Source organism: Citrobacter sp. Marseille-Q6884 (genome assembly GCF_945906775.1).
Lineage (GTDB): Bacteria > Pseudomonadota > Gammaproteobacteria > Enterobacterales > Enterobacteriaceae > Citrobacter.
In genome coordinates, this window is record NZ_CAMDRE010000001.1 from 2,688,584 (window position 1) to 2,705,727 (window position 17,144).

Consider the following 17,144-nt stretch of genomic DNA (forward strand, 5'->3'; position numbering starts at 1 on the left):
GAAAATGCCGGATGGCGCTGGCGCTTATCCGGCACAGTCGTTAACTGAACATCGCTGTAATCGACGCGCTGGCGAGCGAGTGGAAATGGACGTTAAATCCTACCATCGCGCCGCTAGCGTCTTCATCGACGTCAATGCGTTCCACATCCAGCGCATGAACCGTAAAAATATAGCGATGAGTTTCGCCTTTCGGGGGCGCCGCGCCGCCATAACCTGCTTTACCAAAGTCCGTACGGGTCTGAATGACGCCATCCGGCAGAGCCACCAGGCCTGAGCCGAACCCTTGTGTCAGAACGCGGGTATCCGCAGGCAGGTTAACCACCACCCAGTGCCACCAGCCAGAGCCGGTTGGCGCATCGGGATCGTAACAGGTCACCACAAAGCTTTTGGTTCCGGCAGGGACATCGTCCCATGCCAGATGCGGGGAGATATTGTCCCCGTCATACCCCATCCCGTTAAAGACATGGCGATGAGGGAGTTTATCCCCGTCGCGCAGATCGTTACTGATTAGTTTCATGCTGACTCCTCTCGTTAGCCAAAAAGTGTAGCCAGAAACCGCATAGCTTACCGCCGATTATTCGCTAAAAAATGTTTCATTGCGCACAGCCTCGTTCACGGCCTGCGTCAGTCGTTGAAGCTGGTCGGGGTGAATAATGTACGGTGGCATCAGATAGATGAGTTTGCCAAACGGCCGGATCCATACACCCTGATCGACAAAGAACTTCTGCAACGCCGCCATCTTCACCGGACGCGTGGTTTCTACTACACCGATTGCGCCGAGAACGCGCACGTCGGCGACATAAGGCGAATCCACAGCGGGCGTCAGTTCACGACGTAATTGTGTTTCGATAGCGGCGACTTGCGCACGCCAATCGCCCGTTTCGAGCAACGAGAGGCTGGCAGAAGCAACGGCGCACGCCAGTGGATTTCCCATGAACGTTGGGCCGTGCATAAAGCAAGCGGCCTCGCCGTTACTGATGGTTTCAGCCACGAGGCGAGTGGTTAGCGTGGCCGAAAGGGTCATGGTCCCACCGGTTAACGCTTTGCCAAGGCACAAAATATCCGGTGTGATATCGGCGTGTTCACAGGCAAACAACTTGCCGGTACGACCAAATCCGGTGGCTATTTCATCGGCGATTAGCAGAATGCCTTCGCGGTCGCACATCTTGCGAATACGCTTTAACCACTCGGGATGGTACATACGCATGCCGCCAGCCCCCTGCACAATCGGCTCGAGGATAACGGCCGCAATCTCGTGGCGATGTGCGGCCATCAAACGGGCAAACGGCACCATGTCCAGCTCGTCCCACTCGCCGTCCATTCGGCTTTGCGGGGCGGGAGCGAACAGGTTTTCCGGCAGATAACCTTTCCACAGACTGTGCATTGAGTTGTCAGGGTCGCACACTGACATCGCGCCAAAAGTATCGCCATGATAGCCATTGCGGAAGGTGAGAAAACGTTGGCGTGATTCGCCCTTAGCCTGCCAGTACTGCAGCGCCATTTTCATTGCCACTTCCACGGCAACGGAACCGGAATCGGCGAGGAAAACGCATTCCAGCGGTGCTGGCGTCATCGCCACCAGTTGACGGCACAATGCGATGGCCGGGGCATGGGTAATACCGCCAAACATCACATGCGACATGTCGTCGATCTGTGTTTTCATTGCCGCGTTCAGGTGCGGGTGATTGTAACCGTGGATCGCCGCCCACCAGGACGACATGCCGTCAACCAGCCTTTCACCGCTGGATAAAATCAGTTCGCAGCCTTCAGCGCGCGCCACCGGATAAACAGGTAGCGGAGATGTCATGGAAGTGTAAGGGTGCCAGATGTGGCGTTGGTCAAAAGCAAGATCGTCCGTTGTCATAATCGACTTGTAAACCAAATTAAAAAGATTTAGGTTTACGAGTCTACACGAAACTGACAACGAAACGTATACCAATATGGCTCACTCTCCTCGCTGGACAATGTCGCAAGTCACCGAATTATTTGAAAAACCCTTGCTGGATCTGCTGTTTGAAGCGCAACAGATCCATCGCCAGCACTTTGACCCCCAACAGATTCAGGTCAGTACGCTGCTGTCGATTAAAACCGGCGCCTGTCCGGAAGACTGCAAATACTGCCCGCAAAGTTCCCGCTATAAAACCGGTCTGGAAACTGAGCGGTTAATGGAAGTGGAGCAGGTTCTGGACTCCGCGCGTAAGGCGAAGCAAGCTGGCTCAACGCGTTTCTGCATGGGCGCAGCGTGGAAGAATCCGCATGAGCGTGATATGCCGTATCTGGAACAGATGGTTCAAGGGGTGAAAGAGCTGGGGCTGGAGGCCTGTATGACGCTGGGCACACTCAACGAAACACAGGCGCAACGGCTCGCCAGTGCAGGGCTGGACTATTACAACCATAACCTCGACACCTCGCCGGAATTCTACGGCAATATCATCACGACGCGTACGTATCAGGAGCGCCTTGATACGCTGGAGAACGTGCGTGAGGCCGGGATTAAAGTGTGTTCTGGCGGTATCGTGGGCCTGGGGGAAACGGTCACCGATCGCGCCGGGTTGCTGCTGCAGTTGGCTAATTTACCCACGCCGCCGGAAAGCGTGCCCATCAACATGCTGGTGAAGGTGAAGGGAACGCCGCTGGCGGATAACGACGATGTGGATGCGTTTGATTTCATTCGCACCATCGCCGTGGCGCGGATCATGATGCCGACCTCGCACGTGCGTCTTTCTGCAGGCCGTGAGCAGATGAACGAGCAGACGCAGGCGATGTGTTTTATGGCTGGCGCTAACTCCATTTTCTACGGCTGCAAGCTGCTGACCACGCCGAACCCGAACGAGGATAAAGATCTGCTGCTGTTTCGCAAATTGGGTCTTAATCCGCAGCAAACGGCCGTACTGGCGGGTGATAACGAACAACAACAGCGTCTGGAGCAAGCTCTGCGCACGCCGGATACCGACGATTACTACAACGCGGCGACGGTATGACCTGGCAGAAAAAAATAGACGATGCGCTGGCGGCGCGTCGTTCTGCTGATGCCTTGCGCCGTCGTTACCCGGTGACGCTGGGTGCCGGGCGCTGGTTGCAGGCCGATGGCTGTCAGTATCTGAATTTTTCCAGCAATGATTATCTCGGTTTAAGCCACCATCCGCAGATTATCTGCGCATGGCAGCAGGGCGCTGAACGTTTTGGCGTCGGCAGTGGTGGTTCCGGTCACGTTAGCGGTTATTCCATCGCGCACCAGGCGCTGGAAGAGGAGCTGGCGCAGTGGCTGGGTTATTCGCGCGCGCTGCTGTTCATCTCCGGCTTTGCCGCTAATCAGGCGGTGATTGCCGCGCTGATGGAGAAAGATGACCGAATTGTCGCCGACCGGCTCAGCCATGCTTCGCTGCTGGAAGCGGCCAGTCTGAGCCCGGCGACACTGCGTCGCTTTAGCCATAATGATTCGCAGCATCTGGCCCGCCTGCTGGCTACCCCCTGTCCGGGGCAGCAACTGGTGGTGACCGAAGGTGTGTTCAGCATGGATGGTGATAGCGCACCGCTGGCGGAAATCCACGCGATGGCGCAACAGCACAATGCCTGGTTGCTGGTGGATGATGCGCACGGTATTGGCGTGACCGGTGAGGAAGGGCGGGGTTCGTGCTGGCAACAGCAGGTCAAGCCCGAGCTGCTGGTGGTGACGTTCGGGAAAGGATTTGGCGTCAGCGGAGCGGCGATCCTCTGTTCAGACAGCGTGGCGGATTATTTGCTGCAGTTTGCCCGTCATCTGATTTACAGCACCAGTATGCCTCCGGCGCAGGCGCAGGCATTGCGCGCTTCGCTGGCGGTGATTCGCAGTCACGAAGGCGATGAGCGCAGAGCAAAACTGGCGATGTTGATTCAGCGTTTTCGCGCGGGCATCAATACCCGATCTCTCACGCTGGCGAACTCAGATAGCGCCATTCAACCGCTGATCGTTGGCGACAATCAACACGCATTACGCCTGGCGGATACCCTCCGTCAGCAGGGATGTTGGGTGACGGCAATCCGTCCGCCTACCGTCCCGGTCGGCACGGCCAGACTGCGGCTCACGCTAACGCAGGCGCACGAAACCCAGGATATCGATCGTTTGCTGGAGGTGCTGAATGGCGCAGGTTGATAAGCAAGCCATTGCCGCCGCATTCGGACGCGCGGCTTCCCAATATGAGCAACACGCTGAGTTACAGCGCCAGAGTGCCGATGCATTGCTGGCGCTGCTGGCCGGTCGGCAATATGCGCAGGTGCTGGATGCCGGTTGTGGGCCCGGGCGAATGAGCCGCTACTGGCGGGAGCAGGGAAGCGATGTCACCGCGCTCGATCTTTCTGCACAAATGCTGGCGGAAGCGCAACGGCAAAATGTTGCCCAGCACTACCTGATGGCGGACATCGAAGCGATTCCGCAAGCCACGGCCACCTTCGATCTGGCCTGGAGTAATCTGGCCGTACAGTGGTGCGCGGATTTACGTAGCGCGTTAGGCGAGCTTTACCGGGTCGTGCGCCCTGGCGGAACGGTGGCGTTTAGCACGCTGGCGCACGGTTCTTTGCCCGAATTGCATCAGGCATGGCAGGCGGTGGATGACCGGGCGCATGCCAACCATTTTCTGCCCGTAGAGCAACTGGAAACCGCTCTGCAGGGGGGGAATGTTACGTATCATCTGCATGCCGTGACGCTGTGGTTTGACGACGCGCTAAGCGCCATGCGCTCGCTCAAAGGTATCGGCGCGACACACTTGCATCAAGGACGCGAACCGCGTGTGTTGACCCGCTCACAGTTGCATCAGTTACAGTTAGCCTGGCCCCAGCAGCAGGGGAAATACCCGCTGACTTATCATCTTTTTTTGGGAGTAATTCAACGTGACCAAAACCTATTTTGTCACCGGGACGGACACCGAGGTCGGTAAAACGATCGCCAGCTGCGCACTGTTACAGGCCGCCGGCAAGTCAGGGTACCGGACTGTCGGTTATAAGCCGGTGGCGTCGGGCAGTGAAATGACCCCCGAGGGGTTGCGTAACAGTGATGCGCTGGCTTTGCAGCGCAACAGTACACTGGCCGTAGACTATGCGGATATCAATCCCTACACCTTTGCTGAACCGACGTCGCCACACATCATCAGTGCGGACGAAGGAAGGCCGATTCTGGCTCCGGTGATGTCTGCCGGGTTACGCGCGCTGGAAGCGCAGGCCGACTGGGTTCTGGTGGAAGGGGCTGGCGGGTGGTTCACCCCGCTTTCACCGACGCTGAGTTTTTCTGACTGGGTGCAAGCTGAACAATTACCGGTCATTCTGGTGGTTGGCGTCAAGCTGGGTTGTATCAACCATGCTATCCTGACTGCGCAGGCGGTGCAGCAGGCCGGGCTGACGTTGGCCGGATGGGTCGCCAATGATGTGATGCCACCGGGTAAACGTCATGCTGAATACATGGCGACGTTGACGCGTTCTCTCCCGGCGCCCTTGCTGGGAGAGATCCCCTGGCTGGCGGAAGCGCCAGAGCAGGCATCAACAGGCCATTATCTCGATCTCAGCGCTCTGTCTCTGGCGGCACCCAGCCGTTAATCAGTGGGTCGCTGAACTGCGCCATCGCGCCCTGGGCAACATTACGCCCGCGGTGTAACAGGCAATAACAGTCGGCGACCCGACGAATAAAGGGCAGACTTTGCTCCGCAAGCATAATCGCGATACCCAGTTCCTGGCTCAACCGTACAATCAGATTGCCTAATTTGTGGATATACGCCTGACCTGTCCCGCGCGTGGGTTCATCAAGGATCAGCAGACGCGGACGCGTAGCCAGAGCGCTGGCGAGCGCCAGCTGGTGCTGATTATCATCCGACAGCGTAGCGCTTTTATGACCACGCAGAACGTACAGCTGGGGAAAGAGACGGTATATATCGCTGCTGCTCATCGCCTCGCAACCCCCAACCGCTTTTCGCGCAATATGCAGATTTTCCTCAACTGTCAGTTGCGAAAATATTCGCCGCTCTTGCGACACATAGCCAATACCCAACGCGGTGCGATTTGCCGCCGGCATGGGCCGCAGATCGCACGGCGGTGCACCGGCCTGATGCCAGAACATCGTGCCGCTTTCGATCGGTAAATGACCGGTGATGCAATTGATCAGAGTGGTCTTTCCCATCCCTGGCAGCCCCAGTACCCCGGTACACTTACCGGGCGGCAGGTCGAGATCCACATTCCAAAGCGAGTGCTGGTTGCCGTAATAGTGATTCACTGCGCGAAGACTCAACATGGTTTTTCTCCAACATGATGTTATCCGCCTCACGGGCCGAGTGTCGGTAGAAAAGTGCAAATCCCTTGCCAGAAGAGGAACCCGGAAGCAAAACAGCGGCATACATCATCTGCGCGGTGTTATTTCACGGGCGGGCACGATTTCTGGCCCATGTGCGCACAGTGTCAGTGCTTCCGGGCATCATGGTGGTGCAGACAACAAAATGGTGAAAATGCGAGCAAGATCTCGGCGGCGACATGCCGCTTCGTTAGCTGATAAATATCAAAAAATAGCGATAATTTTTTTTTACGCCACCCAAAAAGGGCTGAGGCGTGTTTTTGCCAGGCGGCAGTCAGCACGGGCTGCAGACAGTTATCCACTATTCCTGTGGATAACCTTGTGCATTAGAGTTAGAAAACACAATGTAAGCGAGAGAAGACGCGGCCTGCGACTAAATTGGTGCGAAAGACGGCTCAAAAGAATAGTCATTAAAATACAGGTGGTTAGATAAAAGCAATGGCTGTCGCAGAAGTGTCATGTATTGCCACAAAACTTTCATCGGGTCGCTTGACAAATGTTAAAAAAGTCATAGGTCTGGGGATAACACATTTTTGCTGGTGTTTTATCTCGCCGGTGCCGAAATTTTCACCCGTAGTGACGGGGTTTCTCATGGCGTAACAGAAATATTCTGGCGTGTTACTGTTTTTTCATCCAGTATATTTTACTGGCAAAATATACCACTGCGAGTAAAATTACACACCTGCCCGCCCATTGCTTCAGGTAGCTGCTCATGAGTAAACCGTTCAAACTGAATTCCGCTTTTAAACCCTCTGGCGATCAGCCTGAGGCGATCCGTCGTCTGGAAGAGGGGCTGGAGGATGGTCTGGCGCATCAGACGCTGCTGGGCGTAACGGGGTCAGGGAAAACATTCACCATCGCTAACGTGATTGCGGACTTACAGCGTCCGACCATGGTGCTGGCGCCGAACAAGACGCTGGCCGCGCAGTTATACGGTGAGATGAAAGAGTTCTTCCCAGATAACGCAGTGGAGTATTTCGTCTCTTACTACGACTATTATCAGCCGGAAGCGTATGTGCCGAGCTCCGACACCTTTATCGAGAAAGATGCCTCGGTCAACGAACACATTGAACAGATGCGACTGTCGGCCACCAAGGCGCTGCTGGAGCGGCGGGATGTGGTGGTCGTGGCCTCCGTTTCCGCGATCTATGGTCTGGGGGACCCGGACCTGTACCTGAAGATGATGCTGCACCTGACGGTGGGGATGATTATCGATCAGCGTGCGATCCTGCGCCGTCTGGCGGAACTGCAATATACCCGTAACGATCAGGCGTTTCAGCGCGGTACTTTCCGTGTGCGCGGTGAAGTGATCGACATCTTCCCGGCTGAATCGGATGACATTGCGCTGCGCGTGGAACTGTTTGACGAAGAAGTTGAGCGTTTATCGCTGTTTGACCCGTTAACCGGGCACGTTGAATCCACCATTCCCCGCTATACCATTTACCCGAAGACACACTACGTGACGCCACGCGAACGTATTGTGCAGGCGATGGAAGAAATTAAAGTCGAGCTGGCAGACCGGCGTAAAGTCCTGCTGGCAAACGACAAATTGCTGGAGGAACAGCGCTTAAGCCAGCGTACGCAGTTCGATCTGGAAATGATGAACGAACTGGGATACTGCTCGGGCATTGAAAACTATTCCCGCTACTTGTCCGGGCGTGGTCCGGGCGAGCCACCGCCGACGCTGTTTGACTACCTGCCTGCTGATGGCTTGCTGGTGGTGGATGAATCCCACGTGACCATTCCGCAAATCGGCGGGATGTATCGCGGCGACCGGGCGCGTAAAGAGACTCTGGTCGAATACGGATTCCGTCTGCCGTCTGCGCTGGATAACCGACCGTTGAAGTTTGAAGAGTTCGAAGCTCTGGCGCCGCAAACCATCTACGTTTCCGCGACGCCGGGCAACTATGAACTGGAAAAATCCGGTGATGAAGTGGTTGATCAGGTGGTACGACCGACCGGCCTGTTAGACCCGGTGATTGAAGTGCGTCCGGTGGCGACGCAGGTTGACGATCTGCTTTCTGAAATACGTCTCCGTGCAGCGATCAACGAACGCGTACTGGTCACGACATTGACCAAGCGGATGGCTGAAGATCTCACGGAATACCTCGAAGAGCACGGCGAGCGGGTGCGCTACCTGCACTCGGACATCGACACCGTGGAGCGCATGGAAATCATCCGTGACCTGCGTCTGGGTGAGTTTGACGTGTTAGTCGGCATCAACCTGTTACGTGAGGGGCTGGACATGCCTGAGGTCTCGCTGGTGGCGATTCTGGACGCAGACAAAGAAGGGTTCCTGCGTTCTGAGCGTTCGCTTATCCAGACCATTGGACGTGCGGCACGTAACATCAACGGTAAAGCGATTCTCTACGGTGACAAAATTACCGCGTCAATGGCGAAGGCGATCGGTGAAACCGAACGTCGTCGCGAGAAGCAGCAACAATACAACGAAGCGCACGGTATTACGCCTCAGGGGCTGAACAAGAAAGTGGTCGATATTCTGGCGCTGGGTCAGAATATTGCGAAAACCAAGGCTAAAGGGAAAGGTAAGTCTCGTGCAGGCGCGAAGGCTGAGGTGGTCGAACTGGATATGACGCCGAAGGCGCTGCAGCAGAAAATTCATGAGCTGGAAGGGCTGATGATGCAGCATGCGCAGAACCTGGAGTTTGAAGAAGCGGCGACGATTCGCGACCAGTTGCATCAGTTGCGGGAACTGTTTATCGCAGCGTCTTAAGCTCATGCCGGATGGCGGGTAAACCCTTTATCCGGCTGACAGCAGACGTTTTGTCGGCCTGAACGCTGCGCGCCTTCAGGCCATTCCATTCAACCCAGTGCCTGTACCGCTTTCTCCAGCGCGGTGTGCAGCAACTGGCGGTCATGGCGGTAGGGAATATCGCTGGCTTCCAGCACGTCCTGAATCACCACGCGGTCGGTGACGGCGGAAACATCCACTTTTGGCCCGACAACCACCGCATCAATCACCTTCTTGCCCACGTATTGCTCAATGATTGCCAGCTTATCGGCAAGCGTCAGACTGGCGGCTGGCAGGCTTAATTCACGCCCCAGATTGCCGATATAGACCATCGGAGCCGGTGTGCGCCGTAATGCCTGCGCCATGTCGTCAAGGAGCAGAATGGGCATCAGGCTGGTGTAAAAACTGCCTGGCCCAATCAGGATGAGATCCGCTTCAGCGATAGCTTCAACCGCTTCCCGCGTCGTGGGAACCTTTGGCGACAGCATCAGTTCCTGAGGGGGGATAGTGAGCTGGTCGATATTCACTTCGCCATAGACCTCATGCCCCTGATCGTCGATAGCCATCAGATCCACCGGCAGTTCTGACATTGGAATTAAATGCGCATCCACTTTCAACAGGCTGCGAATTAAATTGATGGCCTCCAGAGGCCGCACGCTCAGGTGGTCGAGCGCCTTTAACATCAGATTTCCGAGGTTATGCCCGGAAAGTTCGCCGTTACCGCCAAAACGATACTCAAACATCGCGGATGCAACGCTTGGTTGGGTAATTAACTGGTTCAGACAGTTACGCATGTCTCCCCAGGCGATACCCCCTTCAGAGCGACGGATTCGCCCTGTGGAACCGCCATTATCGGTGGTGGTGACGATACCCGTCAGGCGTGAACCCAATGGAGAAAGTGAAGAGAGAACGCGCCCTAATCCATGCCCTCCGCCGAGAGCGACAACGCGATCCAGATCCGCCAGCGTGCGAGTACGCATATATTTTCCTGATATCAATTGATCTGCGTAACAGTAGCGTAAATTACGGGTTTTCAGCAATTAGCCAGCGTGTTTACGCGCAAATAATTTACTACGATCTACTCCTTTCTGACGATCTCCACCTGATAGCAAGATGATGTATATCAATGCAAAACTGTGGTTTTTGCATATTCTGTAGCTAAATTGCACGATCATGTCGTTATGTATGTGTTTATATAGCGAAAGTGTACATGGCAAAACCGTCATTTACACGCTAGTATCGGCATAACCACAAGTACTCTAAATAGTTTGAGTTGCAGGAAGGCGGTGAGGGAGAGAATCCCCTGGAGCGTACATCAGTACGTGACTGAGGTGAACGAACGAAGCCAACGCATCTGCAACGCACAGTATGACGAGTATAAACACTCTAGCCACTGCACCTGGGTCTAATGATACGGTGCTTTGGCCGTGACAAGGCTTCGATGAGATTGTCACCAGGGCGAAGGAAGAAATGACTTCGTCTCCCGTATTTGGAAAGGTGTACATGGGCTCTCAACTTACCGATGCTTTCGCACGTAAGTTTTATTACTTACGTTTGTCGATTACCGATGTGTGTAACTTTCGTTGCACCTACTGTCTGCCGGATGGCTACAAGCCTGGTGGCGTCACCAATAACGGCTTTCTGACCGTTGATGAAATTCGCCGCGTCACGCGTGCGTTCGCCAGTCTGGGAACGGAAAAAGTGCGTCTGACGGGAGGTGAACCGTCACTGCGTCGCGACTTTACCGACATCATCGCCGCCGTGCGTGAAAACGATGCTATTCGTCAGATTGCGGTCACCACGAACGGTTATCGCCTGGCACGTGATGCAGCGACATGGCGGGATGCAGGACTGACGGCGCTTAACGTCAGCGTCGATAGCCTGGATGCGCGTCAGTTTCATGCCATTACCGGACAAGATAAATTTCAACAGGTGATGGCGGGCATTGATGCCGCATTCGATGCCGGTTTCGAAAAAGTAAAGGTGAACACCGTGCTGATGCGCGATGTAAACCATCATCAACTGGATACCTTCCTCGCCTGGATTCAGCCGCGTCCAATTCAACTGCGTTTTATTGAGCTGATGGAAACCGGCGAGGGCAGTTCTCTCTTTCGTAAACACCATATTTCCGGGCAGGTACTGCGCGATGAATTGCTGCGTCGTGGCTGGATCCACCAGCTCCGCCAGCGCAGCGACGGCCCGGCTCAGGTGTTCTGCCACCCTGATTATGCGGGCGAAATTGGTCTGATCATGCCTTATGAGAAAGACTTTTGCGCCACCTGTAATCGTCTGCGCGTTTCCTCTGTTGGCAAACTTCATCTGTGTTTATTTGGTGAAGGCGGCGTTAGCCTGCGTGATTTGCTGGAAGATGACGCGCAACAGTCCGCGCTGGAAGAACGTATTTCGACCGCGCTGCTGGAGAAAAAGCAGACCCATTTTCTGCATCAGAATAATACGGGTATTACACAAAACCTCTCGTATATCGGCGGCTAATCTACAAAAAGGAGATTAAAGATGAGTCAGGTAAGCGCTGAATTTATCCCGACACGCATTGCTATTCTTACTGTTTCCAGTCGTCGTGGCGAAGAAGACGACACCTCCGGTCATTATCTGCGAGACTCGGCGCTTGAAGCGGGTCATCAGGTAGTGGATAAAGCGATTGTCAAAGAAAACCGTTACGCTATTCGTGCCCAGGTCTCAGCCTGGATTGCCAGCGACGACGTCCAGGTGGTGCTCATTACGGGTGGCACCGGGTTGACTGAAGGTGACCAGGCGCCGGAAGCCCTGCTGCCGCTGTTCGACAGAGAAGTGGAAGGGTTTGGCGAAGTGTTCCGTATGCTCTCTTTCGAAGAGATCGGTACCGCGACGCTGCAATCCCGTGCGATTGCCGGGGTGGCCAATAAAACGCTGATTTTTGCCATGCCGGGTTCGACAAAAGCCTGTCGTACCGCCTGGGAAAATATCATTGCGCCGCAGCTCGATGCCCGCACTCGTCCGTGTAACTTCCACCCACATTTGAAGAAATAAGTATGTCGCAACTGACTCATATTAACGCCGCTGGCGAAGCGCACATGGTGGATGTTTCTGCCAAAGCGGAAACCGTACGCGAGGCGCGTGCTGAAGCCTTTGTCACCATGCGTAGCGAAACCCTGGCAATGATTATCGACGGCAGCCACCACAAAGGTGATGTCTTCGCGACCGCCCGAATTGCGGGTATTCAGGCAGCCAAACGGACCTGGGATCTCATTCCGCTGTGTCACCCACTGATGCTGAGCAAGGTTGAAGTTAATCTGCATGCCGAGCCAGAGCACAACCGCGTACGTATTGAATCGCTGTGTCGTTTAACGGGCAAAACTGGCGTCGAAATGGAGGCCTTAACCGCGGCTTCCGTGGCGGCGCTGACCATCTACGACATGTGCAAAGCGGTACAAAAGGATATGGTGATTGGTCCGGTACGCTTGCTGGCGAAAAGCGGCGGCAAGTCAGGCGACTTTAAGGCGGATGCACATGATTAAAGTACTTTTCTTCGCCCAGGTGCGAGAGCTGGTGGGTACGGATACGGTAGAGGTTGCGGCAGAGTTTTCGACGGTTGAGGCGCTGCGCCAGCATCTGGCGGCCAAAAGCGATCGTTGGGCGCTGGCTCTGGAAGACGGCAAGCTACTGGCGGCGGTAAACCAGACGCTGGTCAGCTTTGACAGTCCCGTAAAATCAGGGGATGAAGTGGCCTTCTTCCCACCGGTAACCGGAGGCTGATATGGCGGAAACGCGGATAGTAGTTGGACATGCGCCGTTCAGCGTTGGGGAAGAGTATCCCTGGCTGGCAGAGCGCGATGAAGACGGCGCAGTGGTCACGTTTACCGGTAAAGTCCGTAATCACAACCTCGGCGACAGCGTCCAGGCGTTGACACTGGAACACTATCCAGGCATGACGGAAAAAGCGCTGGCGGAGATCGTTGAAGAGGCGCGCGGGCGTTGGCCGTTGGGGCGTGTGACGGTGATTCATCGCATCGGCGAATTGTGGCCTGGAGATGAGATCGTCTTCGTCGGCGTGACCAGCGCGCATCGCAGCAGTGCGTTTGATGCCGGTCAGTTCATTATGGATTACCTGAAAACCCGCGCACCGTTCTGGAAGCGCGAAGCCACGCCAGAAGGAGAGCGTTGGGTAGACGCGCGTGACAGCGATAAGCTAGCAGCAAAACGCTGGTAGAGTACAATTGTTGTAGGCTCATACTGATTCAGGAGATTGTCATGGACCGATTCCCACGATCCGATTCCATTGTACAGGCCCGTTCCGGCCTGCAAACGTATATGGCGCAGGTCTACGGCTGGATGACCTGCGGATTGTTACTGACGGCGTTTATTGCCTGGTATGCGGCGAATACGCCCGCGGTGATGATGTTTGTCTTTTCCAGCAAAATCACCTTTTTTGGACTGATCATCGCCCAACTTGCGCTGGTCTTTGTCTTGTCCGGAATGGTGCAGAAGCTCAGTGCCGGAATGGCAACCACGCTATTTATGCTCTATTCGGCATTAACCGGACTGACGCTGTCGAGTATCTTTATCGTCTATACCTATTCGTCTATCGCCAGCACCTTTGTGGTGACCGGCGGGATGTTCGGTATCATGAGTCTGTACGGTTACACCACGAAGCGCGATCTCAGCGGCTTCGGCAATATGCTGTTTATGGCGTTGATCGGTATCGTACTGGCGTCACTGGTTAACTTCTGGTTGAAAAGCGAAGCGCTGATGTGGGCGGTGACCTATATCGGGGTGATCGTGTTTGTCGGCCTGACAGCCTATGACACACAGAAGCTGAAGAACATTGGCGAGCAGATCGACCTGCGTGACAGCGGCAACCTGCGTAAATACGCGATTCTCGGCGCATTAACGCTGTATCTGGACTTCATCAACCTGTTCCTGATGCTGCTGCGTATCTTTGGTAATCGTCGCTAAATCTCTGTTGCCGGATGCGGTGTCACGCCCTATCCGGCAATAAAAATCCCCTTTATTTCGCCATGGCCTTTTCATTTTTCGCCCGCAGTTTTTTCGCCCGACTCTCCAGCATCAGGTAACAGACCAGTGCCAACAGCAGCGGGGTAAAATAGTAGAGCACGCGGTACGCGAGCAGAGCGGCGATGATGGTGCCCGATGAGATCTCTTCTCCTGCCAGCAAGGCCATAAACACCGCTTCGAGTACGCCTATCCCTGCAGGAATATGTACGATAACCCCGGCAATACTACTGACCAGCAGCACGCCCAGCACGAAGAAATAGTTGACCCCCTGACCCAACAATAGCCAGATGATTGCCCCCATCACCAGCCAGTTGGTGCCGGATATCGCCATCTGTACAAGGGCGAACTTCCATGACGGGAGCACCAGTTTTTGGCCTCTGATCGTCATGTGGCGGTGTTTGGCGAAAGCGCAGAACCACAGGTAGACCGCAATAATCAACAGCAGCGCCACGCCCAGAATACGTAACGTGCCCTCATCGATATACCAATGTGCGGGTAACTGGACGATGCCGAAAGTAAAAATAAACCCGCCCAGCAGAATATAGCCCAGCCAGTTAGTGGTAATACTGAGAGAGAAAATCCGCGTGATAGTACCGCCAGGCAACCCGAGGCGCGAGTAGAGGCGATAGCGCATACCAATCCCGCCAACCCAGGTGCTTAACGTCAGGTTGAAGGCGTAACAGATAAACGACACCAGCATCACCTGGCGCTTCGCCAGTTTATGGCCACAGTAATATCGCCCGAGCAGGTCATAACAGCCATAGAGTAAATAGCTGATGATCACCAGTCCGACGGCGCTGAGCAGGGCGAGGCGGTTGTAATCGCGGATAACCGTCCAGACCTCCTCCCAGTTCACCTTACTGGCATAAATGACCAGCAGTACGATCACCGCAATAAAAAACAGCCAGGTGAGGATCTTTTTCGCTAACCGCCAGCGTGGACGGGATTTTGCCATCAGGGTTTTCCTCCGGCATCCTCAGCCTGAATGCGATCCTGCGTTTCCATGGCGGGTTGCGCGGGGGGATCGACCTGAGTGAGGTGCGGGGTGTGCGCTGGTAGCCAGCCGACCAGCGCCGGGAAGTGGCGCAAAAAGTGGAACGCCAGCACGCTCTTGGTCAGGTTCCACCAGGTGCGTTTCGGCAACATTGACTCATCAACCCGCTTGCAGTCCTGCGCAATAATCGGGTTCAGATTGTCCCGCAGGGTCTGGTTGAAGGTGCGGTCATGAATAATGAGATTGGCTTCCAGGTTCAACGACAGGCTGAGCGGGTCGAGGTTGCTGGAACCTACGGTTGCCCAGTGATCGTCCATCAGGGCGACTTTGCCATGAAGAGGTTTGCGTCGGTATTCATAGACCTGCACGCCGCCTTTCACCAGGTAGTTATACAGCAGGCGGGCGCCGACTTTGACAATCGGCATATCCGGCTCACCCTGTACGATAAGCTTTACCCGCACGCCGCGACGCGCCGCTTTGCGCAGGGCATGCAGCAGACGATAGCCGGGGAAGAAATAGGCGTTGGCAATGATCACCTCGCGTCTGGCCTGGGTGAGCATTTTCAAATAATGACGCTCTATATCGTCGCGGTGTTCTTCGTTATCACGCCAGACAAACAGTGCCTGCGCTTCGCCGGGCTGACGATTTTCTATCGCCCGGTGATGACGTCGCCACCAGCGGCGCACGGCGCTTTGTCCCGGCAGGTTTTCCAGTACAAACGTCAGGATATCGACCACAATGGGGCCTTCAACCCGCACGGCGTAATCCTGCTTGGCTTCCGGGCCATAATCCGACATGTGCTCTGCGGAATAGTTAATTCCGCCGACGAAGGCGATGCGATCGTCAATCACGACAATTTTGCGATGCATCCGGCGAAAGAGATTGGTGCGCATGCCAAACAGGCGAGGGCGCGGATCGTAATAGCGAAAAACAATACCGGCCGCAGTCAATTCATTGACAAAACGATCGCTGAGATCCGGTGAACCGTACCCGTCCAGCAGCACCTCCGCTTTAATGCCCCGCTGAGCGGCACTCAGCAGTGCGGCGTGCAGTTGTATGCCGACTTCGTCTTCAAACCAGATAAACGTTTCCAGGATGACCTTTTGTTGGGCCTGTTCGATAGCGTCAAACACGGCGGGATAGTACTCGTCGCCGTTTTCCAGAAGTTGAATTTGATTGCCTTCACGCCAGCCATGTTTCATAAGTGAATCTCCGCGCTCAGGGGGGCATGGTCAGACAAATGTCGCCAGTTTCGCAGCGCCAGTGCTGTTGGCGTGCTGGCATTGGCGTTTTTGACGTAGATCCTGTCGAGGCGCAGCAGTGGCAAACGTACCGGAAAGGTTCGCGCCGGACGGCCATGGGCACGGGTAAAAATTTCGTCAAGACCGGCCAGCGTTTTCAGCGGATGGTTGGCTTTTTGCCGCCAGTCATTGAAATCCCCCGCAACGACGACGGGTTCAGCATCGGGTAGGGCATTCACCCACTCCGCCAGCATTGTCAACTGCGCCTGGCGGTGAGCTTCTCGCAATCCGAGATGCACACACATGACATGGAGAGGGTGGGGTAACATTGGCGGTACGATGCGGCAGTAAAGCACACCGCGTTTTTCGCTCCCTCCGACAGACACATCACGATTTTCATAATGTTCAATCGGGTAGCGCGACAAGACGGCATTACCGTGATGCCCCTGCGGATAGACGGCGTTACGCCCGTAGGCGAAATCGCTCCACATCGTATCAGCCAGAAATTCGTAGTGTGTGGTATCCGGCCAGTTTTCTACACGTAGCGGATGAACGTCGTGGGCTCCCATCACTTCCTGCAGACACACAATGTCGGCACCGACTGTTCTGACGGCATCCCGTAGCTCAGGCAAAATAAAACGTTTGTTAAAGGCGGTAAAACCTTTGTGAGTATTAATTGTGAGCACGTTGAATGAAAATTGAGCTTTATGTCCGGTCATGATTCTCCTGGCGACGTCACTTTCCTAATTAAAATAGTGTAGTCGCCGTCACAAAAAGATGCGGTCTTGCGGATTTTTCCGTAAAGTCCGGTACTCTGGACAATCAGTTAAAAAT

General features: G+C 55.0%; 18 protein-coding genes and 1 riboswitch. Of the genes, 11 read left to right on the top strand and 7 right to left on the bottom strand.

Features of this window, described 5'->3' with window-relative positions; all coding sequences use genetic code 11:
* Window positions 1–40 precede the first annotated feature (40 nt).
* Entirely contained in the window at window positions 41–517 is a 477-nt protein-coding gene (locus tag N7268_RS12695) for a kinase inhibitor (protein ID WP_260863189.1), read from the bottom strand.
* Between the two features lie 57 nt (window positions 518–574).
* Window positions 575–1,864, bottom strand: coding sequence for an adenosylmethionine--8-amino-7-oxononanoate transaminase (gene bioA / locus N7268_RS12700; RefSeq protein ID WP_260863190.1), 1,290 nt, complete (start codon window positions 1,862–1,864; stop codon window positions 575–577).
* Between the two features lie 76 nt (window positions 1,865–1,940).
* On the opposite strand from bioA, the gene bioB reads away from it, so the two are divergent.
* The 4 genes from bioB to bioD are packed head-to-tail and all read left to right on the top strand — an operon-like array spanning window position 1,941 to window position 5,565.
* Window positions 1,941–2,981 (top strand): biotin synthase BioB, encoded by a 1,041-nt coding sequence (gene bioB, locus N7268_RS12705; protein ID WP_198904826.1) that lies wholly within the window; start codon window positions 1,941–1,943, stop codon window positions 2,979–2,981.
* Window positions 2,978–4,132 carry an 8-amino-7-oxononanoate synthase gene (bioF, locus tag N7268_RS12710; protein ID WP_260863191.1) on the top strand — a complete coding sequence of 385 codons (1,155 nt, stop codon included), beginning with the start codon at window positions 2,978–2,980 and terminating at the stop codon, window positions 4,130–4,132. Before bioB ends, bioF begins: the two co-directional genes overlap by 4 nt.
* Window positions 4,119–4,913, top strand: coding sequence for a malonyl-ACP O-methyltransferase BioC (gene bioC, locus N7268_RS12715; protein ID WP_260863192.1), 795 nt, complete (start codon window positions 4,119–4,121; stop codon window positions 4,911–4,913). The genes bioF and bioC overlap by 14 nt, the downstream gene beginning before the upstream one ends.
* Window positions 4,867–5,565, top strand: coding sequence for a dethiobiotin synthase (bioD, locus tag N7268_RS12720; RefSeq protein WP_260863193.1), 699 nt, complete (start codon window positions 4,867–4,869; stop codon window positions 5,563–5,565). The genes bioC and bioD overlap by 47 nt, the downstream gene beginning before the upstream one ends.
* Here bioD and N7268_RS12725 read toward each other — a convergent pair.
* Entirely contained in the window at window positions 5,531–6,253 is a 723-nt protein-coding gene (locus N7268_RS12725) for an ABC transporter ATP-binding protein (RefSeq protein ID WP_260863194.1), read from the bottom strand. The genes bioD and N7268_RS12725 overlap by 35 nt on opposite strands.
* A gap of 769 nt (window positions 6,254–7,022) precedes the next feature.
* Here N7268_RS12725 and uvrB point away from each other — a divergent pair.
* On the top strand, window positions 7,023–9,044 hold the full coding sequence (gene uvrB, locus N7268_RS12730) for an excinuclease ABC subunit UvrB (RefSeq protein WP_260863195.1): 2,022 nt from the start codon (window positions 7,023–7,025) through the stop codon (window positions 9,042–9,044).
* 89 nt (window positions 9,045–9,133) lie between these two features.
* On the opposite strand, the gene yvcK is transcribed toward uvrB, so the two are convergent.
* On the bottom strand, window positions 9,134–10,042 hold the full coding sequence (yvcK, locus tag N7268_RS12735; protein ID WP_198904819.1) for a uridine diphosphate-N-acetylglucosamine-binding protein YvcK: 909 nt from the start codon (window positions 10,040–10,042) through the stop codon (window positions 9,134–9,136).
* A gap of 390 nt (window positions 10,043–10,432) precedes the next feature.
* Window positions 10,433–10,578, top strand: a riboswitch (molybdenum cofactor riboswitch).
* Here yvcK and moaA point away from each other — a divergent pair.
* The 6 genes from moaA (at window position 10,566) to N7268_RS12765 (ending at window position 14,015) form a co-directional block, all read left to right on the top strand.
* A complete protein-coding gene (moaA, locus tag N7268_RS12740; protein ID WP_260863196.1) occupies window positions 10,566–11,555 on the top strand; it encodes a GTP 3',8-cyclase MoaA in 990 nt (329 codons plus the stop codon). Its footprint overlaps the riboswitch before it by 13 nt.
* Before the next feature lie 21 nt (window positions 11,556–11,576).
* On the top strand, window positions 11,577–12,089 hold the full coding sequence (gene moaB / locus N7268_RS12745) for a molybdenum cofactor biosynthesis protein B (RefSeq protein WP_260863197.1): 513 nt from the start codon (window positions 11,577–11,579) through the stop codon (window positions 12,087–12,089).
* Window positions 12,090–12,091: 2 nt separating this feature from the next.
* Window positions 12,092–12,577, top strand: coding sequence for a cyclic pyranopterin monophosphate synthase MoaC (gene moaC / locus N7268_RS12750; protein ID WP_198904816.1), 486 nt, complete (start codon window positions 12,092–12,094; stop codon window positions 12,575–12,577).
* The gene (gene moaD, locus N7268_RS12755; RefSeq protein WP_260863198.1) at window positions 12,570–12,815 is read left to right on the top strand and encodes a molybdopterin synthase sulfur carrier subunit; all 246 of its coding nucleotides are present in this window, start codon (window positions 12,570–12,572) and stop codon (window positions 12,813–12,815) included. The genes moaC and moaD overlap by 8 nt, the downstream gene beginning before the upstream one ends.
* Before the next feature lies 1 nt (window position 12,816).
* Entirely contained in the window at window positions 12,817–13,269 is a 453-nt protein-coding gene (moaE, locus tag N7268_RS12760) for a molybdopterin synthase catalytic subunit MoaE (protein ID WP_260863199.1), read from the top strand.
* Between the two features lie 41 nt (window positions 13,270–13,310).
* Window positions 13,311–14,015: a Bax inhibitor-1 family protein gene (locus N7268_RS12765; protein WP_198904813.1), complete on the top strand. Its 705-nt coding sequence runs from the start codon at window positions 13,311–13,313 to the stop codon at window positions 14,013–14,015.
* Between the two features lie 52 nt (window positions 14,016–14,067).
* On the opposite strand, the gene N7268_RS12770 is transcribed toward N7268_RS12765, so the two are convergent.
* From N7268_RS12770 to N7268_RS12780, 3 genes are read right to left on the bottom strand one after another with little or no spacing between them, the layout of a single operon-like run.
* Window positions 14,068–15,030, bottom strand: coding sequence for a lysylphosphatidylglycerol synthase domain-containing protein (locus N7268_RS12770; RefSeq protein WP_260863200.1), 963 nt, complete (start codon window positions 15,028–15,030; stop codon window positions 14,068–14,070).
* A complete protein-coding gene (clsB, locus tag N7268_RS12775; protein ID WP_260863201.1) occupies window positions 15,030–16,271 on the bottom strand; it encodes a cardiolipin synthase ClsB in 1,242 nt (413 codons plus the stop codon). The genes N7268_RS12770 and clsB overlap by 1 nt, the downstream gene beginning before the upstream one ends.
* Complete coding sequence (locus tag N7268_RS12780; RefSeq protein WP_260863202.1) at window positions 16,268–17,029, bottom strand: endonuclease/exonuclease/phosphatase family protein; 762 nt, start codon at window positions 17,027–17,029, stop codon at window positions 16,268–16,270. Before N7268_RS12780 ends, clsB begins: the two co-directional genes overlap by 4 nt.
* Between the last annotated feature and the right edge of the window lie 115 nt (window positions 17,030–17,144).